The sequence below is a fragment of the Anaerotignum lactatifermentans DSM 14214 genome, from assembly GCF_900142265.1.
GTDB classification, from domain to species: Bacteria; Bacillota; Clostridia; order Lachnospirales; family Anaerotignaceae; genus Anaerotignum; species Anaerotignum lactatifermentans.
Genome location: NZ_FRAH01000006.1, coordinates 54,620 through 71,937, shown reverse-complemented (window position 1 = coordinate 71,937; position 17,318 = coordinate 54,620). Strand labels below are relative to the sequence as shown.

General features: G+C 48.1%; 17 protein-coding genes, 1 riboswitch and 1 other annotated feature (1 of these 19 cut by a window edge). Of the genes, 6 read left to right on the top strand and 11 right to left on the bottom strand.

Annotated elements, in window-relative coordinates; all coding sequences use genetic code 11:
- Positions 1–116, bottom strand: a binding site (T-box leader); it reaches 137 nt to the left of the window's first position.
- 100 nt (positions 117–216) lie between these two features.
- The 8 genes from BUB35_RS02835 to BUB35_RS02800 form a co-directional block, all read right to left on the bottom strand.
- A complete protein-coding gene (locus BUB35_RS02835; RefSeq protein ID WP_072848956.1) occupies positions 217–1,248 on the bottom strand; it encodes an LCP family protein in 1,032 nt (343 codons plus the stop codon).
- Positions 1,249–1,463: 215 nt separating this feature from the next.
- Positions 1,464–2,279, bottom strand: coding sequence for a bifunctional hydroxymethylpyrimidine kinase/phosphomethylpyrimidine kinase (gene thiD / locus BUB35_RS02830; protein WP_072848953.1), 816 nt, complete (start codon positions 2,277–2,279; stop codon positions 1,464–1,466).
- A gap of 18 nt (positions 2,280–2,297) precedes the next feature.
- Complete coding sequence (gene thiW, locus BUB35_RS02825; protein ID WP_072849058.1) at positions 2,298–2,786, bottom strand: energy coupling factor transporter S component ThiW; 489 nt, start codon at positions 2,784–2,786, stop codon at positions 2,298–2,300.
- A gap of 93 nt (positions 2,787–2,879) precedes the next feature.
- A riboswitch (TPP riboswitch) is annotated at positions 2,880–2,989 on the bottom strand.
- Between the two features lie 314 nt (positions 2,990–3,303).
- Positions 3,304–4,569 (bottom strand): PI-PLC domain-containing protein, encoded by a 1,266-nt coding sequence (locus tag BUB35_RS02820; RefSeq protein ID WP_072848951.1) that lies wholly within the window; start codon positions 4,567–4,569, stop codon positions 3,304–3,306.
- Between the two features lie 92 nt (positions 4,570–4,661).
- A complete protein-coding gene (locus tag BUB35_RS02815) occupies positions 4,662–4,970 on the bottom strand; it encodes a DUF1292 domain-containing protein (RefSeq protein WP_022255590.1) in 309 nt (102 codons plus the stop codon).
- A 92-nt stretch (positions 4,971–5,062) separates the two neighbouring features.
- Positions 5,063–6,316, bottom strand: coding sequence for a DEAD/DEAH box helicase (locus BUB35_RS02810; RefSeq protein ID WP_072848949.1), 1,254 nt, complete (start codon positions 6,314–6,316; stop codon positions 5,063–5,065).
- 46 nt (positions 6,317–6,362) lie between these two features.
- Positions 6,363–7,070, bottom strand: a complete 708-nt coding sequence (locus tag BUB35_RS02805) for an N-acetylmuramoyl-L-alanine amidase (protein WP_072849056.1) — start codon at positions 7,068–7,070, stop codon at positions 6,363–6,365.
- Positions 7,071–7,177: 107 nt separating this feature from the next.
- The gene (locus tag BUB35_RS02800) at positions 7,178–8,089 is read right to left on the bottom strand and encodes a DMT family transporter (RefSeq protein WP_072848947.1); all 912 of its coding nucleotides are present in this window, start codon (positions 8,087–8,089) and stop codon (positions 7,178–7,180) included.
- A 119-nt stretch (positions 8,090–8,208) separates the two neighbouring features.
- On the opposite strand from BUB35_RS02800, the gene BUB35_RS02795 reads away from it, so the two are divergent.
- The 5 genes from BUB35_RS02795 to BUB35_RS18990 all read left to right on the top strand — a co-directional run bounded on the left by BUB35_RS02795 (position 8,209) and on the right by BUB35_RS18990 (position 13,353).
- A complete protein-coding gene (locus BUB35_RS02795) occupies positions 8,209–9,078 on the top strand; it encodes a LysR family transcriptional regulator (protein WP_072848945.1) in 870 nt (289 codons plus the stop codon).
- Between the two features lie 446 nt (positions 9,079–9,524).
- On the top strand, positions 9,525–10,607 hold the full coding sequence (gene serC, locus BUB35_RS02790) for a 3-phosphoserine/phosphohydroxythreonine transaminase (RefSeq protein WP_072848943.1): 1,083 nt from the start codon (positions 9,525–9,527) through the stop codon (positions 10,605–10,607).
- Between the two features lie 14 nt (positions 10,608–10,621).
- Positions 10,622–11,800, top strand: a complete 1,179-nt coding sequence (locus tag BUB35_RS02785) for a 3-phosphoglycerate dehydrogenase family protein (RefSeq protein ID WP_072848941.1) — start codon at positions 10,622–10,624, stop codon at positions 11,798–11,800.
- A gap of 1 nt (position 11,801) precedes the next feature.
- On the top strand, positions 11,802–13,049 hold the full coding sequence (locus BUB35_RS02780; protein ID WP_072848939.1) for a DUF1015 domain-containing protein: 1,248 nt from the start codon (positions 11,802–11,804) through the stop codon (positions 13,047–13,049).
- Positions 13,050–13,179: 130 nt separating this feature from the next.
- Positions 13,180–13,353, top strand: coding sequence for a hypothetical protein (locus BUB35_RS18990; protein ID WP_022255809.1), 174 nt, complete (start codon positions 13,180–13,182; stop codon positions 13,351–13,353).
- Between the two features lie 119 nt (positions 13,354–13,472).
- On the opposite strand, the gene BUB35_RS02775 is transcribed toward BUB35_RS18990, so the two are convergent.
- From BUB35_RS02775 to gltX, 3 genes are all read right to left on the bottom strand, one after another.
- A complete protein-coding gene (locus BUB35_RS02775; protein WP_207647554.1) occupies positions 13,473–14,075 on the bottom strand; it encodes a C39 family peptidase in 603 nt (200 codons plus the stop codon).
- Positions 14,023–14,220 (bottom strand): hypothetical protein, encoded by a 198-nt coding sequence (locus tag BUB35_RS19365; protein WP_207647553.1) that lies wholly within the window; start codon positions 14,218–14,220, stop codon positions 14,023–14,025. Before BUB35_RS19365 ends, BUB35_RS02775 begins: the two co-directional genes overlap by 53 nt.
- Before the next feature lie 225 nt (positions 14,221–14,445).
- Positions 14,446–15,894 (bottom strand): glutamate--tRNA ligase, encoded by a 1,449-nt coding sequence (gene gltX, locus BUB35_RS02770; RefSeq protein WP_072848935.1) that lies wholly within the window; start codon positions 15,892–15,894, stop codon positions 14,446–14,448.
- 193 nt (positions 15,895–16,087) lie between these two features.
- Here gltX and BUB35_RS02765 point away from each other — a divergent pair, with 193 nt between their 5' ends.
- On the top strand, positions 16,088–17,251 hold the full coding sequence (locus BUB35_RS02765) for an AI-2E family transporter (protein ID WP_072848932.1): 1,164 nt from the start codon (positions 16,088–16,090) through the stop codon (positions 17,249–17,251).
- Positions 17,252–17,318: the final 67 nt, after the last annotated feature.

Here is a 17,318-nt window from a genome sequence, read left to right as displayed (position 1 = left end):
CTCTCGGTGCGCGGCTCCAAGACCATCTTCCATCTTTTCCGCGTTTCCTCCTTCACAGCTACCAGAGGTTCTCTGTAAAACCATCCAAGATGTACTCTTCTTTTCTTAGCCTTTTTCTCTTTCAGTTAATCATCATTATAACGCGATATTTTCCTTTGTCAACCACTTTTTCAAAAAAACAAAAGTTCTTTCTCCAAAACAGAGACAAAATGCAGTTTATTCTACATTTTCTCCTTCCGTTCCCTCGGAAGTGCCACCGCTTTCCAGTGCAGCGATTTCTTCTTCCGTCAAACCGTAGTATTCAAAGGGTACATCGTTATAAATAAATTCATGGAGCATGTCTGCCGCCTGATCGATGTCGTAAACGTAATACCATACGCCGCCGATGGTCTGACCGGTGCTCTGGATATAGTCATTGGGGAATGCACCCTGTTCCAGTGTCAGGTTCGGGTTTGCCCCTACAGATACCAGTTCCAGAATTTCCTCATTGGTCAGGGAAGTTTCGATCATAGGCGCGAATTTGCGGATATAGGAAGGGTATTCCAGAGGGCTGATGTTTTTTGCCTTTTCAAAGAGACATTCCAGTACCTTTCTCTGGCGTTCCGTACGCATGGTATCGCTGTCAATCTTACGGATACGGGCATAACTTACTGCCTGCGGTCCATTCAGATGTACCATGCCGCTTTCCCGCAGAGGTTCGCCTTCCAGCAGGTACGCGTTGATCTGGTAGCGTTCTTCCTCTGTTACCTCCAAGTCGATGCCGCCCATGGCATCAATGACATCTGCCAGAGAGTCAAAGTTTACTGCCGCATAGTCTGTGATATCCAGATTGAAGTTTTCGTTGATGGTCTGGATGGCAAGTTCCGCACCGCCGTAAGCATAAGCGTGGTTGATTTTTGTTTCTCCATAACCGGGTACATTCACATAAGTGTCACGGGCAATGGAAACCAGTTTGATTTTCCCTGTTTTCCCGTTGACAGAAGCCACCATGATGGCATCGGAACGACCTTCGTAGTCATGGTTTCGGGAGTCCAGCCCAAACAGAGCAATGTTGGTGATTTTTCCGTTCTGAGAAAGCCCTGCCGTTACAGACAATTTGCTTTCATCCAGTGTGGTACGGTTCAGTCCCCCCAGCAAATATGCGAATACGCCATAAGCTGCCAGCATCAGGGCAATCAGTATGGCCATGGTAATAAACAATGTCTTAAAAAACAATCTGCGCAATCTGTTTTTTCTTCTTCTACTCAAACATGCCGCCTCCGTCTGCAAAATTTTTATGTTTTGCCCCCCCAAAAGGGCATCTTTTCTGTTCCACTGGTGCCCGAGGGCATAGCACAGCATTTTTACATTATATCGCCCTTTTCGACAAAAGACAATGAAAAATGTTTGAATTGACCTTTTTTCAGACAAATTTCGGCATAAAAAAAAGGAGCATGTCCAGAAAAACATGCTCCGAAAGAGAATCAATCTTTGATTTCGTCCCAGATACCAGCTTTGGTATAGAGTTCATAGAAATGGTTGGTAGGACCTACGCCTTTGCCAATATCCAGAGAATGGGCAATGGCTGTTGTGATATAATCTTTGGCAATGCGCACTGCTTCTTCCACAGTTTTGCCTTTTGCCAGATTTGCCGCAATACAGGAGGACATGGTGCATCCTGTTCCGTGGGTATTCTTTGTATTGATACGGTCAGAATGAAGTGTCACAATGTTTTCCCCGTCAAAGAGCAGGTCTGTAGCGTCGTCTTCCAGATGTCCGCCTTTGATGAGCACGTTTTTGGCGCCCATTTTATGAATGGCTCTTGCTGCCTGTTCCATAGAAGCCAGGTCGTTGATCTTCAGACCTGTGATGACTTCTGCTTCCGGCAGGTTGGGAGTGATGACATAAGCCAGAGGAATCAGTCTGGTGATGAGTGCTTCTTTGGCTTCGGGCTGCATCAGGTCAAAACCACTCTTGGAAATCATAACAGGGTCCAGCACAACATTCTTGGGCTGATACTGTTCCAGTTTGTCTGCAATGGCGTGGATGGTAGGAATCTGAGATACCATACCGATTTTTACAGCGCTTACTTCAATGTCTGTAAAAATGGCGTCAATCTGACCTTTGATGATTTCAGGGTCGATGTCCTGGCAGCCGAATACGCCCTGTGTGTTCTGGACAGTTACCGCTGTAATAACGCTCATACCATAAGTGCCCTGTGCGGAAAATGTTTTCAGGTCCGCCTGAATGCCAGCGCCGCCGCAGGTGTCAGAACCAGCTATGGTCAATACATGTTTCATACTTCATTCCTCCTGTTTTCAAATACTCTTTTTTGCTGCCTGCACAAAATGGGCAGACTTCAGCAAAATCATGGCAATGACACTGCCGCCGAAGGAGCTGAGCAGGAAAGAAGGCACAAAAGCCAATGCGCCGGCTTCCTGACCCATCAAAAGGATTGCCATGGGCACTGCCAAAAGACCGCCCAGAACCCCTGTGCCAACCACTTCCGCAGCTGCCGTTGCCCAATTGTTCTTTGTCATTTTATACATCATCCCTGCCAGAAACGCCCCTACCATACTGCCGGGGAATGCCAGCAAAGAGCCTGTGCCCATGAAGTTGCGCAGCAGGGAAATGCAGAAAGCGTTGATGACGCCGTAAGCAGGTCCCAGAAATACTGCCGCCAGTATATTCAGGGTATGCTGCACGGGGAAGCATTTGGATGCCCCCACAGGGATGTAAATGATATTCCCAGCCAGAACGCCCACTGCAATGAACATTGCCGAAATTGCCATTTTCTTTGTTTTCATAGTGCCTCTCTCCTTTTTTCTCAGTCCGTTTACATTGCTGGAAAAGGTGGGCATCCTTTGCATAAAAAAAGCACAGCCGCTTTGCTGTGCCTGTTCTGCAAGATTCCGCTTCCCTACGCTGGCATGATCCAGATCAGGTGAAATAAGGGTATCGGACCCATTACCGATTCTCAGCCGTTTGCGCGGCACCCCCAGCAAATGTAAAAATTTGTTGTTCTTCTGTCCACAGCATACCACTGTTTGTATTTTCTGTCAACGAGTTCAGGTGTACTTTTTCCCGAAATAAAAAGGCTGTAACCCTTCATTTTTCAAGGATACAGCCATAGGGGCATCTTCATAAGAAAACAAAGAAAGCTGAAATTCTCATCAAACAAAAGATTCCAGCTTTCTTATTTTTACTGAGATTTTATTTGGTATGTTTTCTTCTGAAGACAGCCGTCGCAATTCCCCTTAAGAAATTAATAAAACGGAAAACCAATGTTTTCTTAAGGGGAAGTTGCTTTCTTTTCTCGCTTTTTTATTTCTCTGTTTTTGCCGCTTTTGTCACCGTTGTGACGCCGTCTTTTGTTTCCAGCGCATGTCCGGTCAAATCCAGCATGCCCTGCAAAGGATAATACAGGTCCCCGTCGATGGTGTAGCCTGTGAGGGTCACTTCTGTGCCGTTATAAGTCAGTTTGTTTTCCGCTCTTTTGGTAATGAGGCGGTCGCTTTCTTTCAGCAGCAGTTCATTGCCCAGTGTGGTAAAAGTGCCGCTGTTTTTCAGCGCCAGTGTGTTTGTAGCAACATCAAACTGTGCGGAGAATCCGCCATTTGCGGACAGCATTGCCGCATAGTCACGGAGTTTCACATACTTGGTGCCCATGATGTCCACGGTATGGAGGGTATAGTTGTTGCTGCCCATGTTCACCGGTTCTACGGAGAGTTTTCTCGCGTTTTCCAGACCTACCCAATCCAGTTCATAAGGCTTGATGCTGTCTGTATAAATACCGCTGACACCCATTGCCAGCAGGTCTTCAAACTGCAAGTAACGGTTGACTGTATGGGCATAAACCTGTACATCTTTCGCCTGGAAAGTGTCCACGATAGACTGAGTCAGGCGGCTTTTTTCAATGGTCACAACGCCAATGCCATTTTTGGCACAGAAATCCGCTGTTTCCGCATAGTCTACGTTGGTCTGCAAATACAGGGTATAAATCCACTGCGGGAAGTCATAGATTTCCTTGATCCAACCCAGCATTTCCTCGTTATAAATCTGTGGGATGATGCGGTCCAGAATTTCCGGATGACCAATGTTGTTGGCAATATTCTTCAAATCCTGGAACTGTTTCTGAACGGTAGCCTTATCTGTATCCTTTGTATCTGTCACCAGATACACGTCTGTGTAAGTGGTCATCAGATACATCAGGTCTACAGCTGTCATAGGGGTCTGTTCATAAATGATTTTCTCATTCTGGAAAGTATTGCTATCCATGACCAGATTGCTGCCGGGCTCGATTTCCAGACGGTAATAACTGCCGTCAGCGTCGAAGTCATGGCGCACCACCAGTGCCCCGTCAGATGTATAGATAAAATCCGCCTCCATGACACGGTAGCCGTTTTCCCAAGAGGAAATAAAGGCTTCCTGGGAGTTGGTTTCGATTTTTCCGTCATATTCCCCTAAAGCGTGGGCAATGAGGGGATTTCCTGCAGTCCAGTCCGCGTTTGCCGCATACGCATTGGCAGGCACCAGCAATACCCCCAGCATGGCTGCCACTGCCATAGCGCTCAGTCTTTTTCCTTTCATCTCATCACACTCCATATTCTGGTAAAATATTCTTCAGACACAAAAAGGCAGAAGCATGGTCTCCCCATGCCCTGCCCCTTGTTGTGTTCGGTTTATTCTTCGTCTTCGTACATGTCGTAGAAAGCGTTGGAAACCTTATCGAATTCGTCGTCATCTTCGATAACGTTCAGTTCGATTTCGTCGCCAACTTCTTTGTATTCATACAGCAGAACGGTTTCGTCTTCCAAAGGAAGCAGGGCAATATATTCTTTGCCTTCCAGACCTTCCACTTCAAATACGCCCAGAATGCCGCATTCCATTTCTGTATCGTCGTCCAGTGTCAGGAACATGGTTTCCAGATCCATTACGTCTTCTTCGTGTTCGTGGTCATGACCGCAGCCGCATCCGCATTTTTCGCTCATATTCGCTACCTCCTGCAATGTTGTTTTTTACTTAAAAGTTCCTTATTTATGATACATGATTTCCATGATTTCCACAATGATTTTTTCGGGATTTATTTTTTCTTTTTTGTTACAAACTTCTTGCCGCTTTTTGCCTGCCCTTTGGGCTGGGATTTTTCCTTGGGCTGGGATTTTCTAGGCTCCAAGTCTTTTTTGGTCTTGGTGCTGTCGGTAAGCTTGCCATAAACCATATCTTTCTGGGCAAAACGCAGTCCCCATACCTTTTCGTACTTATGAATCCAACGGCGTTCATAAGGGGTTACGATGGAGATGGCACAGCCTGTCTGTCCCTGTCTGCCGCAGCGTCCCGCACGATGGAGATAATGGGTGGGGTCTTCGGGAATATCCAGATTGATAACATGGGTCACGTCAGGGATGTCCAGACCTCTGGCACCAATGTCAGAAGCCACCAATACCTGCACACGACCTTCTCTGAAATCGTCCAGCGCTGTTTTTCTGTCCAGCTTGCCTACCTGACCATAAATGCCAGCCGCCTTGATGCCGTGGTAATTGAGCTTGTCCACAGTGACCTCGATGTTTTCCGGGTTATTGAGGAACACCATGGCTTTTTTCGGTTTTTCCCCTGCCAGCACCTTCCGCAGCATAAGGAATTTTTCTCTGGGGGCAGTCAGAATGAAGTAATGGGAAATGGTATCGGGAACCTGTCCCACCTGAGAAGCCCCTTCCACAAAAAGGGCATCTTCCTTCATGATTTCTTTTGCGCGCTGCTGGGTTTCTCCGCCAACGGAAGCGGAAAGGAGCACCAGCTGTCTGTCACGGAGGGTTGTTTTGATCACAGCCTGCACCGCCGCGAAATTGCCGTCCTCCAGCAGTCTGTCCCCTTCATCCAGCACGATGGTCTTTACCAGATGTGCCTGAATCTTTTTCCGTTTGATCAGGTCCAAAATACGACCTGTGGAGCCTACTACGATGGGCGGTTTTTCGCGGAGGCGTTCCACCTGACGCTGCAATCTTGCAGTGCCGATGATAAGGGCACAGCCCACATTGACACCGGCATTCTTTGCCAGCAGTTCCGCCTGACGATGCACCTGCGCCGCCAGTTCATGGGTAGGTGTCAGGATGATTGCCTGTGTGCCCCTTACGTTAGGGTCGATTTTCTGGAAAATGGGCAGCAGATAAGCAAGGGTTTTGCCGGAGCCTGTTTCCGATCTGCCGACCACATCTTTCCCTGTCATAATGGCAGGGATCATTTTTGTCTGTATATCTGTGGGCACGGTGATGTCCTGCTTTACCAAGCCTGCCACAAGGGCGTCGGACAGTCCCAGTGTCTGAAAATTCTGTTCCATGGTTCCATTCCTTCCTAATAATCAAAGCCTTTCGTCGTTTTTCCCATTATATCCGCTTTTCCGCAAGCTGTAAACCTCCGGCGCCGTCTTTCGCCGCAAAATAGTCCAGAATACCGCAGTAAATGCCCCATGCCATCTGTTCCTGATAAGTATCGTCATTGAGTTTGGCTTCCTCTGTCTGATTTGACAAAAAGCCGCACTCCACCAATGCCGCCGGAATCTGGGTGGTGCGGAGGATGTAATAATCGCTGTTTGCCTTGATTTGTCTGGTGTTCTCTTTGTCTACCCTCTGCCGCAGACTTTCCTGTATACACTGGGCAAGGGCTTTACCCTCCTCGCTCTGGCTATGGTAAAAAACCTGTGCCCCTTTAGCGGAGGAAGAAGGAAAGGCGTTCTGATGGATACTCACCAGCAAATCCGCGCCGCTTTCATTGGTGATTTCCTTCCGCACCCGCATGTCCTCCTGTTTGCTCTGCCCCAAAGCCATGCCGTCCCCTCTGGTCACATAAACCCTTGCGCCGCCCTGCTCCAAATACGCCTGCAATTTTTTCACAATGGCAAGGTTCAGCTCCTGTTCATCCACACCGGTTTTCCCTGTTTTTCCCGGGTCCCAGCCGCCGTGCCCCGCATCCAGCACAATGGTCTTTTCTGCCACAGGCAGCATGGTTTCCGCCGCCCGTCCCTGATGGAGCACACAAAGGCAAATGACCATACAACACGCCCATAACAAATATCGCCGCTTCTTTTCGTCCATATCCATTCCCCCTCCTGTCATGTTTATGTTTTAGACAGGAAAAAAAGACGGTCGTGCCAAAAATAGCCGTCACCGTCTTTTTTCCTAAGGAAATGGGAATCAATATCTTACAAAATATTGGGAATTTTTCCAGTTTTTCTTTGTTTCTGGGGCATTTGCAGCAGTACCAATGCGCCAAAGAGTAGCGCAACACCCAGCCAGCCAAAGCCATCCGGCACTTCGCCAAAAGCGACTACCCCCATAAGGGTTGCCGTCAGGGGCTCCGCAAAGGCAAGAACAGAGGCTTTTCCCGAATCCATACGGGACAGCCCTCTGGTATAAAGCAGGAATGGAAGGAGAGTACACACCAGCCCCAGCAGTAAAATGCCGCCTGTCAGAGAAAAATCGCTGACTGCCAGAGAAAACATGTCCGCCGGATGGGACAGAGGCAACATGGCAGCAGATGCCATAAGAAATGTGTACAGTGTCACCGTTTCCGAAGTATATTTTTTCAGAGCGAATTTCCCGAAAATACTATAAAGAGCATAACAGAAACCAGATGCAACACCTGTGAGGATGCCCAATGCCGTCACATGAATACTGCCACTGAAAATCCCTGTGGTGCAGATGCATCCAGCCAAAGCGAATACAAGCCCTTTCACCTTCTGGGCAGTAAATTTCTCATGAAACAGCACCGCAGACAATACCATAACGAAAAAAGGCGCTGTATAAAGGAGGATTGCTGCCACGGACAATGTGGTGATGCTGATGGTCACAAAGTAAAAGATATTAAAGCCGGCAATGCTGCAAATGCCTGTGCCTAAGAACATCCACAGGTCTTTCCAATCTATGCGGCAAAGTTTCCGGTCTTTGCAAAAGAGCAGCAAAAACAGCCCTACAGCCGTCACCAGACTGCGCAGCGCCGTAATCTGTACGGCATCAAACCCTACCGCCGACAACTTGCGGGAAAACAATCCAATGACACCCCAAAGACATCCTGCCGCAATGACCATGAGCCCTGCCATTTCTTTCTTCTGCATACCTTACCGCCTTCCTTTCCGAAATATCTGCCCTCAGTATAACGCCCCTCTTGTATAAAGTAAAACGCCGTTTTATACTATTATCTATGAAGAATCGTCAAAGATAAGGAGGTCACAAAATGGATTTCAAAAAATGCGAAGCGCTTCTGGCTGCCATTGATACAGGCAGTTTCACAAAGGCAGCGGAACAGCTCCACTACACCCCTTCGGGCATCAGCCACATGATGACCAATCTGGAAGCGGAACTGGGCTTTCCCCTGCTGTACCGCTCCAAAACTGGCGTTGTTCCCACCCCCAGCGCCTTGGAGCTGATGCCTGTTCTGCGGGAAATGGCAGACTGTGCCAACCGTTTTGAGCAGATTTCCTCCCGCATCAACGGCTTACAGACAGGTCGCCTTACCATCGGCGTTTACACCAGCATTGCCACCTGCTGGCTGCCTCCCGTCATCAAAGCCTTTGCCGCGTCCTATCCCGGCATCCGCATCATATTAAAAGAAGGTATCCATCAGGAACTGGACAGCTTTCTGGAAAACAGACAGGTAGATGTCTGCCTTTACAGCGAAAAGTCCGACAGTCCTTACACATGGATTCCCCTGCGAAAAGACCCCATGATTGCTGTACTGCCGCCGGAACATCCCATGGCAGGAGAAAAGATATATCCTCTCTCCGCCTGCCAGCAAGAGGACTTCATCATGCCTGCCTATGGTGCCGATTATGACGTTGTCCAGCTGTTCCACGCTTATGACATCCACCCCAAAGTGAAATATGAAACCATCGAAAACCATGCTGCCCTTTCTATGATTGCCCAGGGTTTGGGCATGAGTATCATGAATCGCCTCATCACCGAAGGGCACACGGCTAATGTAGTCAAACTCCCTATAGACCCGCCCCACACCATTTCCATGGGCATCGCTCTGCCCTTCGGGGAGCTTTCCCCTGCGGCGCAGGCTTTCGTAGATCTAACCTGTGAAATGCTAGGGGAGAAATAAGGTTTTTTCATTGAGCGCTCCATAGAGGAACGCTCTTTTTTGTCCTTTTTGTGCGAACACAACAAAGAATTTGTCTTTTGAATACAAAAAAACGTCATCCTTTCTTTTGTCAGACCATAAGCTGATACAGCGGCAGATGGATTTTCGCTTTTTGGGGAAGGCTTGATTTCTATGGGCTTTTTGCTGTATACAAAAGACAGTATTCATTTTTGTATTTTATGCACGGACATTTGTCTGTTTAATATTGACATTTTTTTGGCAACTTTTTGTACTTTTTTTGCGCTATCCTCCGAAATTTTTTTTACACTTTAAAAAATACTTCTTTTTTATTGACGGTTCCGCTTGCCGTGCTATAATCAACTTCATAAATAAAAAAGACCTTGGTCTTTTTCCGTCCCACCCAATTGGGACATCATAACTTATCACACTTTAAGGGAGGCTTATTTATGGAAAGAGTATTCAATTTTTCAGCTGGACCATCCATGCTGCCACTGGAAGTTCTGGAACAGGCACAAAAAGAATTTGTCTGTTACGGCTCCTCAGGCATGTCCGTAATGGAGATGAGCCATCGATCTAAAGTGTTCGAAGGCATTTTGGAAAAGGCTCAGGCAGATCTGCGGGATTTGATGCACATTCCCGACAATTACAAAATCCTGTTTTTGCAGGGCGGCGGTTCCACACAGTTTGCCATGATTCCTCTGAATCTGATGAACAAAAACAACAAGGCTGACTACGTGGTAACAGGTCAGTGGGCAAAAAAAGCCGCAGAAGAAGCGGCGCGCTACGGCAAAGTCAACATTGTGGCTTCTTCTGCCGACACCACTTTCGACCGCATCCCTGAACTGGATGAATCCAAATTTGACAAACATGCGGACTATTTCTATATCACTTTAAACAACACCATTTACGGCACACGCTGGACCAAACTGCCCAATGTGGGCGATGTTCCTCTGGTGGGGGATATGTCCTCCTCCATTTTGTCCGAGGAAATCGACATCACAAAGTTCGGTCTGCTCTTTGCGGGTGCACAGAAAAACCTGGGTCCTGCCGGGGTGACTGTTGTCATCATCCGGGAAGACCTGCTGGGCAATGCCATGGATTTCACACCCACTATGCTCAAGTATGACATCCATGCCAAAAACAATTCCCTTTACAACACACCGCCCACTTACGGTATTTACTTCATGGGCCGTGTATTCGAATGGGTAAAAGCCCAGGGCGGCGTAGCGGCTCTGCAGAAACGCAATGAAGAAAAAGCGGCTCTGCTCTATGATTTTCTGGACAGTTCTGCCTTTTTCCGCGGCACTGTGCAGAAAAAAGACCGTTCCCTCATGAACGTGCCTTTTGTGCTGCCCACAGAAGAACTGAACGCAAAATTCATCAAAGAAGCCGGAGAAAAAGGCTTTGTGAACCTGAAAGGCCATCGTACCGTTGGCGGCATGCGTGCCAGCATCTATAACGCTATGCCCAGAGAAGGCGTAGAAGCGCTGGTGGCGTTTATGAAACAGTTTGAAGCAGAAAACAAGTAAAGGAGAATGTCCGTATGTATACCATCAAAACACTGAACCAGATTTCTCAGGCAGGTCTGAGCAAACTGCCTGAAGCAGAATTTCACATAGACCCGGAAGCTGCACGCCCGGAGGGCATCATTCTGCGCAGCTTCGACATGCACAGCATGGAGCTCAACGACAACCTGCTGGGGGTAGCCCGCGCAGGTGCAGGCACCAACAACATTCCCATTGACAAATGCACAGAAATGGGGATTCCCGTATTCAATACCCCCGGTGCCAATGCCAACGCCGTAAAAGAACTGGTGCTGGCAGGTCTCTTGGTATCCTCCCGCCGCATCATCAACGGCGCTCAGTGGGTACAGACTCTGGCAGGCAATGAAAACGTGGAAAAAGCCGTAGAAGCTTGCAAAAAGCAGTTCATCGGTCCCGAAATCGCGGGAAAAACCATCGGCGTCATCGGTCTGGGTGCCATTGGCGTACTGGTGGCAAATGCCGCTCTGGACTTGGGCATGGACGTCATCGGCTATGACCCCTTCCTGACACTGGAAGCCGCTTGGCATCTGTCCGCTTCCGTTGATAAAGCGGAAACACTGGAAGAACTGGTATCCAAGAGCGATTACATCACCATCCACATTCCACTGAATGACAAAACCAGAAACACCTTTGACGAAAAGCTCTTTGCCGTTACCAAAAAAGGCGCAAGACTTTTGAACTTTGCCAGAGGCGGTCTGGTAGACAACGAAGCACTGAAAGACGCCATAGAAAAAGGCATCATCGCAAGATATATCACAGACTTCCCTGACGAAACCCTGCTGGGCAACGAAAACATCATCGTTCTGCCCCATCTGGGCGCGTCCACACCGGAATCCGAGGAAAACTGTGCCGAAATGGCTGCTGTGGAACTGCGGGAATACCTGCGTTACGGCAACATCCGCAATTCCGTGAACTTCCCCGGCTGTATCGTGCCTTATTCCGGCAAACCTCGTATTGCCATTTCCCACTCCAACATCGTGAACATGATCGGGCAGTTGGGTGCCGTATTCACCAAGCACCATATCAACATTGACAAGATGGTAAACAACTCCAAAGGCGAGCTGGCTTACAACATCATCGTTTGCGATAACCTGCCGGAAAACGTCAACGAACTGGTGGATGACCTCTATGCCATCCACAGTGTTAAAAAAGTACGCGTACTGAATCAGGAGGGATAATATGGCAACCATCAGACCTTTTATGGGCATCCGTCCCGCGCCTGAATATGCCAAGGACGTGGCAGCCCTGCCTTATGACGTGATGAATACCGCAGAAGCCAGAGAAATGGTAAAGGGAAATCCCTATTCCTTTTTACATATTGACCGGGCGGAAATCGATCTGCCTGTAGGCACAGACCCTTACAGCCCTGCTGTATACGAAAAGGCAAAAGACACCTTTTATGACATGCTGGACAAAGGCATCTTCACACAGGATCTGCTGCCCAATTTCTACATCTATCGACTGACCATGGACGGCAGAAGCCAGACAGGACTGGTTGTCTGCACCGCCATTGACGAATATCTCAATGACACCATCAAAAAGCACGAGCTGACCCGTGCCGACAAAGAGGCGGACCGTATCCGTCATGTGGATACCCTCAACGCCAACACAGGACCCATTTTCCTGGCTTACAAGGAAAATGCTGACGCCAAAGCCATTATAGACGGCTATACAGCGGCAGTGCCTCCTGTCTATGACTTCGTTTCCGATGACGGCATTGGACATACTGTATGGGTCATTGACAGCGATACAGAAATCGGCATGTTGGTACAGAGCTTTGCCAACGTGGAAAACTTCTATATTGCCGACGGACACCACCGGAACGCATCTGCTGTGAAAGTGGGTCTGAAACGCAGAGAACAGAAACCGGATTACACCGGCGACGAAGAATTCAACTACTACCTTTCCGTACTGTTCCCTGCGGATGAACTCTTTATTTTGGATTACAACCGTGTGGTCAAAGACCTGAACGGACGGAATGAACAGGAATTTTTGGAAAAGATTTCCGAAAACTTCAAGGTTTCTCCCGCTCCCGCTTCTCCCTGCCATCCCCCTCGCAGACATACCTTCGGTATGTATCTGGGCGGCAAATGGTATCTCTTAGAAGCCAAAGACCACATTTTGTCCCACGACCCTGTAGATGGACTGGACGTGTCCATTCTGCAGAATTCTCTCCTCGCGCCTGTCCTTGCCATCGGTGATCCCAGAACGGATAAACGCATCGACTTTGTCGGCGGTATCCGCGGACTGGGCGAACTGGAAAGACGAGTGGACAGCGGCGAAATGCAGGTTGCATTTTCCATGTTCCCCACAGCCATGGATGAACTGATGGCAGTGGCAGACGCCGGACGTACCATGCCCCCCAAATCCACATGGTTTGAACCTAAGCTACGCAGCGGCTTGTTCATCCACGATCTGGGCGAATAAAACTTATGCTAGAAACCCCCTTTGCGCCTCCCCTTGCATCGGGGGTTTTCTTTTTTTATTTTTCCAATTTTCTCCTGCATATTCTTTTTTCTTTTCCTCATACTAAAAAAGAAAAAGGAGGCGGAAAAACATGAACAAATTCACCACTGGCATGCTTGTGGGCGGCGCTGCTGCCATCATGGGCGTTGGCTATCTGATGCAGGACAAAAAGACCTACCGCAAAATGATGAAAAAAGGCAAAAAGATGGCTGTCAAAGCCGAAGAAGTCATGGACGACATGATCGACAATATGCTGGAAAACTAACCGGCAAAACACTTATTTCCAGAAAATCTCTCGTAAAACACTGCACAGAAAAAGGACCAGCCTTCCGGCGGTCCTTTTTCCGTTTTCTTGAGAGAGGGGTATGATTCTATATTCGAAATTTAAACTTGTTGTCTAATAATCCAGTAAGCCCCGTTTGTGGTAGGGCTTGTTTTGGCTTCTGCCAATATGGTATCCAGCGGCCACAGCTTTTCTGTGTTTTCCACACTTTTCGGGTCTGCCACAAAGACTTCGTTTCTGGCGTCTATGTTGCAGAGCAGTATGAAATGTCCGCCGCCGGTGAAGTGACCTTCCCCCATGAGGGCAATGACGGGATAACCAGCCTGCAGGGCTTTCTGTACCTCTGCCCCATCATTGGTGGTGGCGCACTCCAATCCGAAGTGTTTCAGTCCGTCAGCAATGAGGGTATGATAACTGCCGGAACCCGGCGCACAATATCCATTTTCTGCTGCCCAGTCTGCCATTTCCTTTGGATTTATCTGGGTGTCCGTCAGGGAACTGACTGCCATAGCCAGCACCGTGGGACCGCATCCGGCTTCTTCTATATAGTCCACTTCGCCGTATAACTCATGTGCCCAGCGTTCGTCTGTCTGGTTGTAATAAACCAGCCAGTCCGGCACATGTGCCGCCGACTTGCTGATGGTCACCGAATCAGATTGAACGGGAGCCGGCGCCAAAGAAGGAATGAGAAAAATTACGAACATCAGCCCGCAATAAATCAGGGTTCTCCGCCAGCCGTTTTTTCTGCGGCGGGGAGAGAAAATTTGAAAGTAAATCTGTACCATTGTGAGAAAAAATAAAATACCCAATATTGCTATTTGCAAAATACGCAATATCTGCATCGCCCACGCCCCCGTTCCTGATTACAAAAGCAGTATAACACACTTTTTTAACGGAACTTTTGCGAAACCCTGTCGAATTTATTAAGATATTCCATGGAAATTCTTAGGAAGTGGGTTTTTGCGCAGAAAAGTCCCTTTTTCACACATTTTTTCTTCCTCTCAAAAAAAAGAAAATCGGTATTTCCCATGATCTGAAAATACCGATTCTTTTTTATTTTGTCAAAACCGCAAATCAGCCTTTCAGCAGTTCGATGCCTTTGCGGATTCTGCGCAGGCTTTCTTCCTTGCCCAGAATGTCTGCCAGTTCCATAGCGCCGCCGGGAGAAGTAGGTTCGCCGGACAGAGCGGTACGAACGGGCCAGAGGAGCTGACCATTTTTGATGCCCAGTTCCCCAACCAGTGCCATGAGGGCGTCATGGATGCTGGTAGTGTTCCAGTCTTCCAGATTTTCCAGTACAGGCAGAGCCGCTTCCAGAGAAGACAGAGCGATTTCGTCGTTTGTTTTCATTTTCTTATGGGTATACAGTTCTGTGCCGTATTCGGGCAAAGTCTTGAAGAATTCCACCAGACCGGGAATGTCGTTCAGTGTTTCCAGACGTTTCTGGAGCAGAGCCGCAATCTTTTTCAGATCCAGATCTGTATCGCCCAGTGCTTCTTTCAGCTTGGGTTCTGCCAGTGCATAGAACTTGTCAAAGTCCATCGCTTTCAGATATTCGCTGTTCATCCATGTCAGTTTTTTAATATCGAAGATAGCGGGAGATTTGCTCAGACCAGCCATATCGAAGTTTTCTTCCAATTCTTTCAGGGAGAAGATTTCCTGTGTGCCGGAAGGGCTCCAGCCCAGCAGTGCAATATAGTTCACGATGGCTTCTACCACATAGCCTTCTCTTACCAAATCTTCAAAGGACTTGTCCCCGTGACGTTTGGACAGTTTATGGTGGGCGTCACGCATAACTGCCGGCAGGTGTACATATACGGGAGGTTCCCAGCCGAATGCTTTGTACAGCAGGTTATATTTGGGTGTGGAGGACAGATATTCGCTGCCGCGTACTACATGTGTGATATGCATCAGGTGGTCATCCACAACGTTTGCGAAGTTATAAGTAGGGAAACCGTCTGCTTTCATGAGAATCTGGTCATCCAGTTCTGTGTTTTCTACAGTGATGTCGCCGTATACCACGTCAGAGAATGTGGTTGTGCCGCTGTCGGGCATTTTCTGACGGATAACGAAAGGTTCGCCTGCATCCAGCTTTGCCTGTACTTCTTCTTTGGACAGACCCAAGCAGTGACGGTCATATTTTGCGAAAGCTGCGCCTTCTGCGTTGCTTTCTTTCAGAGATTCCAGACGTTCTTTTGTGCAGAAGCAGTAGTAAGCTTCGCCTTTTTCCACCAGTTCTTTTGCATAGTCCATGTACATGCCCATACGTTCGCTCTGTACATAAGGACCATAGTCGCCGCCGATATCGGGACCTTCATCATGTTTCAGACCTGTCATGCGCATGGTGTTGTAAATGACATCTACAGCGCCTTCCACCTGACGTTCCTGGTCTGTATCCTCAATACGCAGGATGAATTTCCCACCCTGGGATTTTGCAATCAAATATTCATATAAAGCGGTTCTCAAGTTCCCGATGTGCATATAGCCTGTGGGGCTGGGCGCAAATCTGGTTCTGACTTCCATATTTCATCTTCCTTTCTTTTTCTTTTGTGCCGAAGCCAAATGTCGGCAAAATATCATATTCTAGTTTAAACGGAAAACCCTGCCCTGTAAAGGGATTTCGGGAAAAAGGAGCGGATTTTATTTGTTTCTTTCCGTGATATATGCTATACTGAACCACAAGTGAATCCGAATAGAGAAAGGAGCATTTCGAAAAATGTCTTTAGATAAAGAGAACATGAAAAAAATATGCCTGCTCATCGTCTTTACCCTGGCGGTGTTCGTAGGTTTGTGGCGGCTGGAAGCAGTCATTGCTGCCATTTCTTTTCTGGGCGGCATCCTTGCCCCCTTCATTCTGGGCGGCGCCATTGCCTTCATCCTCAGCGTCCCCATGAACCGCATTGAAATCACCATCTGCAAGCTTTGCAGCAAAGACAGCAACGAAAAACGGCAGAGAAAACGGGAAAAATTTCTGCGTCCTTTCAGCATGATTCTGACACTGGTCTTTGTCATTGCCGTACTGGCGCTGGCAGTGCTGGTCATCTTCCCAGAACTGGGCAGAACCGTTTCCGGTCTTGGCAGAACCATTCAGGCAAACGTCCCTGTCCTGCTGGATAAACTGGAAGAACTGTTCCACAACAACAAGGAAATTTCCTATTGGCTTTCCAATCTGGATTTAAACTGGGATGAAATCATCAGAAAAGCCACAAATATTTTCCAGAGCGGCGCTGACATCATCCTTGGCTCCACATTCTCCGTGGTACAGAGCATTTTCAGTGGCGTTACCACATTTATCATTGGCTTTGTCTTTGCCTGCTATATCCTCATTCAGAAAGAAAAACTGGGCAGACAGTGCCGGAAACTGCTGTTTGCTTATCTGAAAAAACAGCAGGCAGAACGTGTGCTGGAAATCGCGTCCCTGACACACCGCACATTCGCCAAATTCCTCACAGGACAGTGTCTGGAAGCCGTCATTCTGGGTACCATGTTCTTTGTTGCCATGACACTCCTGCGCTTCCCTTATGCCCTGCTGGTAGGCGTACTCATTGCCATCACCGCACTGATTCCCATTTTTGGTGCATTCATCGGCTGCGTAGTAGCTGCGTTCCTGATTCTCATGGTCAGCCCCATGCAGGCGCTGGCGTTCATCGTGCTGTTTTTGGTATTGCAGCAGCTGGAAGGCAACCTCATCTACCCTCACGTGGTAGGCGGCTCCGTTGGTCTGCCATCTATCTGGGTATTGGTGGCCGTTACCGTAGGCGGCAGCCTTATGGGCATTGTGGGTATGCTCATTTTCATTCCCCTCATGTCTGTGCTGTATACCCTCCTGCGGCAGGATGTTGTCAAACGTCTTGAGAAAAAGCAACTGGATATTTCATGATATTGTCAAAGACTCCTCGCATCGAGGAGTTTTTTTTATGCAAATTACACACTTTCCTTGTTTTTTC